The organism is Candidatus Binatia bacterium, from assembly GCA_029248525.1.
In the GTDB taxonomy this organism is placed as follows: domain Bacteria; phylum Desulfobacterota; class Binatia; order UBA12015; family UBA12015; genus UBA12015.
In genome coordinates this window covers 1-2,971 of record JAQWJE010000056.1, presented here as the reverse complement: position 1 = coordinate 2,971, position 2,971 = coordinate 1, and the positions used below count along the sequence as shown (strand labels likewise).

The 2,971-nt window shown below is 60.9% G+C and carries 3 protein-coding genes; 2 read left to right on the top strand and 1 reads right to left on the bottom strand.

Annotated features, from left to right (window positions below; genetic code table 11):
* Positions 1-174: 174 nt before the first annotated feature.
* Positions 175-435, top strand: coding sequence for a hypothetical protein (locus P8K07_17965; protein MDG1960411.1), 261 nt, complete (start codon positions 175-177; stop codon positions 433-435).
* 133 nt (positions 436-568) lie between these two features.
* On the opposite strand, the gene P8K07_17960 is transcribed toward P8K07_17965, so the two are convergent.
* Positions 569-2,053: a hypothetical protein gene (locus P8K07_17960; GenBank protein ID MDG1960410.1), complete on the bottom strand. Its 1,485-nt coding sequence runs from the start codon at positions 2,051-2,053 to the stop codon at positions 569-571.
* A 248-nt stretch (positions 2,054-2,301) separates the two neighbouring features.
* On the opposite strand from P8K07_17960, the gene P8K07_17955 reads away from it, so the two are divergent.
* Positions 2,302-2,971: thrombospondin type 3 repeat-containing protein (locus P8K07_17955; GenBank protein MDG1960409.1), on the top strand; the 670-nt coding region annotated here is incomplete at its 3' end.

The window sequence follows — 2,971 nt, the reverse complement described above, 5'->3', positions numbered from 1 at the left end:
CAAACCGGAGATGAGCATGAACGTCAGCGTCCTGAGCGCCACCGACAGGCTGCTGCGTCGCCCCTCGCTGCGATCCTCCTGGATGTTCCCCGGCTACGAAGAGATAGCCGCGCTTGATGGCAGCGCCAGAACCGGCGACCTATCGAGCCCGTCGGCCGCACCGGCGAGCCTCTAATGTGGGTTGAAGACAATGCAGCTGACCCTCTCTGCGTGATGATCTTCAACGGCGGCCAAGCCAACAATCAGGATTACCAAACGGTGACCCTCTGGGGCCCCAAGCAAGGATCCGCCCCCACCGCGACGGCCGTACAATCCTATCGCGAGCCGCCCGGCGCCTGTGAGCCTGACACCATGACCTCAACCTTCGTCGCCGTGGCAGAGATCGGCACCTACCGCCCACCCTTCCGCATCGACGCACCCGCGCCAGCCCCCTAGCTTAGGCGCGTGCGGAACGCCTGAGGCATGCGGCAACGGTGGCGAGAACCTCCCAAGCAGGCCAAACGGGCTGCCTAAAACAGGCTCGATAGAGGCACGGTGTGGCCGCGACCGCCGAGCACGTACTCGCCCATCACCAAACCGGCGCTCCGTCCACGAACGCTCCCGAAGGGGAAGGTTCAGGCACGCACTCGCCTGCAAGAATTTGCTCCAAAGATTTCCCAGGGCAGCTCACGACTTGGCGCAGCCGCCTGCGGCCCCCAAAAAATGAGAGGGGGCCGGGCGGCGCACCTAACCCTGGCCATGGAACCAGATAGAAGCCGTTCTCGTCGGGTAAAATTGGAACGACTCCTCGCGACCAAGGGCTAGCGGGGCTAGTAGGACAATTCGGGTATTCACCCTGGCCCTTCGAATCGTAGGTACGTGCGCATACAGCACTCCCGGCTTCCCGGCCCCCAGCCTCGCCCAGCCGCTGGTACAGGACGGCCTTATCGCCCTCAATCACCAATGGGTGTGCGCCAAACCAGACGCCGAACCAGTTCACTTGCCAAAGGCCGTTCAATCCAAACGACCCGTCCACACCTTCGCGACAATCAGCACCGCACAGAAAATCGCCACCGGGCCCGGGATCACACTCCTCACCCTCTCCTGTATCCGTAAAGCCATTCCCACAAGTCTCATCAGACAGGCAATTCGCGCTGCACCCATCTCCATCGGACGTGCCACCATCATCGCAAACCTCACCCGCGGCTGCATTCACAAAGCCGTCTCCGCAAAATGCGGAGGTACAGTCCGGGTCACAAACGGCGCTAGGCGGCGTGCCGTCGTCACACTCCTCACCCACTGCTGTATCCGTGATCCCATTCCCACAAGTCTCGTCGGACTGACAATCCGCGCTGCAGCCGTCACCATCCGACGTGCCACCATCGTCACAGACCTCACCTGCAAGACCGTTGAGCGTACCATCACCACACACCGCAAGCGTGCAATCCGCATCACAAACGTCGCTGGCCTGCCCGTCGTCGCATTGCTCGCCAATGCTGGGGTCCAAAAAACCATCGCCGCAAACCTCACCCACACGACGCAGCGTATCCTCGACAAATGAGTACCCCACCGCAGCGATCGAGTCGCAGTCCAGACGGCTGAAGAAGTACGGCCCCGGGTCGCCGGTCAATGTTTCAAAGCTGCAGTAGGCGCCATACGTTTGCCCCAATGCGGGGCGAAAGTCATTACAGGTAAAAGCCACTGCGGAACCGAGATTGGTGGGATCCGCCAGCACCTCCAACTTGAAACTGCTGCTATTATTGCGCTCCGATATTTTCACAGTCGTGTGCGACGAGGACTCCTGGCCACTGGTGTAGACCCCCTCCACCGACCCGCATGGTTCCGCGCCCCCGATCGCGTCGCTGTTGCCGATCGAGATCTCGATGGGCGTGCCGTTTGCGCGGGTTTTGCATTGGGAGCGCAGGATGATCTTGGCGCCTTCCTTGGGGCGTCCTTCCACGAGGCGGTCGGCACGGACGCAGAGCTGGAGCGGTTCAGCCTGGGCTGTGGCTGGCGTCAGATGCCCGCACGAAAGTGGCAGGGACGTGAGGAGCAAGAATTTCGCAGAAGGCATGGACCTCGCCTTAGCGGATTCAGAGGTATCGCAAAAGGATTCCATTGGCCGCAGACGGCCCGGATTCTTCCCGTGCCCGCCCACTATGTGAGACAAATCTCAGATTTCCCGGTGTTTTTTAAAATTTCGCATATCCGGGTCCCCATCTCGCTGTCATTTTAAAAGGGTCGCGGAGTTCGGTTTGGCATCATTCGTCCACACCGCCTTCCCTTTCAGCATACCTACAACCAGCCCCTCAGGAGTTCTTCATGTCCGAATCGATTCGTCCCCGCTTCTTCTCTCTCTGGATTGCGATTGCCCTGATCTTTGCCGCCACCAGCAGCTTTGGCGCTGGCGAAGCCGCCCAACGGGCCGCACCCGACAGCGATAGCGACGGCATCTCGGATCTCTTCGACAACTGTATCAACGACTTCAACCGCTATCAGGAAGACAACGACGGGGATGAGGCAGGCGATGCGTGTGACGACAACGACGATAACGACACCCATCTGGACGATGACGACAACTGTCAGTTCATCGACAACGAAGATCAGGTCGATAGCGACAGTGACGGCCTGGGCGACGCCTGCGAAGTCGATAGCGACGACGACGAAACCATCGACGACCTGGACGGTTGCCCACAGGACCCCGGCAAGATCGACCCGGGCGTCTGTGGCTGCGGCATCCCCGATGATGACAGCGACACCGACGGCAGCCTGGATTGCGAAGAGACCTGCGATAGCGACCCCGACAAAACCGAGCCGGGCATCTGTGGCTGCGGCACCCCGGATGACGACAGCGACACCGACGGCAGCCTGGATTGCGAAGAGACCTGCGATAGCGACCCCGACAAAACCGAGCCGGGCATCTGCGGTTGCGGCATTGCCGACACCGACAGCGACACCGATGGGACTGCCGACTGCAACGAAACCTGCGACA